Below are 542 nucleotides of genomic sequence, written 5' to 3' on the forward strand. Positions count from 1 at the left end.
TCGTCGCAGTTAAAAGTTCCTGCGGGGTCACGACCCCGTCGGCAATAGTCACGGTTGCGCTCTCGGAGGCCAGGTTCACGTTGACATCCAGAACGCCGGGCAGCGCGCCGAGCGCGCGGTCCACCCGTCCCACGCATGAGGCGCAGGACATGGACGTCAGCGTCAGTTTTACGGTCCGTGTGCGCAGTGGATAGCCGATTTCGTCAAGCGCGGTTGCGACCTGACCCAAATCGGCATCTTCTGTGATCTCGAACTGCGCGGACTCACTCGCAAGGTTGGCCGAGACGTCCCTGACGCCGTTCACACCCGCCAAAGTGCTCTCGACCCGCCCCACGCAGGAGGCACAAGTCATGCCCTCGATGGCGATCTTCAGATGTGTCGTGCCCATGATCTCTGCCTTCCGTACTGCGGAGTGCCCTTCACATAGGGGCTCCCCTGACTGGAAGGTCAAGACCGTGCAGGAAGAAATCTTGACGGGCAGGAGGCGACTCTCGGGCAACTCCCAATGCCTGACTCATCTCCGAGTATTCTATGCCCGCCTT

The 542-nt window shown here is 61.1% G+C and carries 1 protein-coding gene; it reads right to left on the reverse strand.

Annotation, left to right across the window (positions count from 1 at the left end; genetic code table 11):
• A partial coding sequence (locus tag BHD06_RS22815) for a heavy-metal-associated domain-containing protein (protein WP_139784876.1) occupies positions 1-388 on the reverse strand: 388 nt, incomplete at its 3' end.
• Between the last annotated feature and the right edge of the window lie 154 nt (positions 389-542).

Source organism: Roseovarius sp. A-2, from assembly GCF_002072155.1.
Classification (GTDB): Bacteria; Pseudomonadota; Alphaproteobacteria; order Rhodobacterales; family Rhodobacteraceae; genus Roseovarius.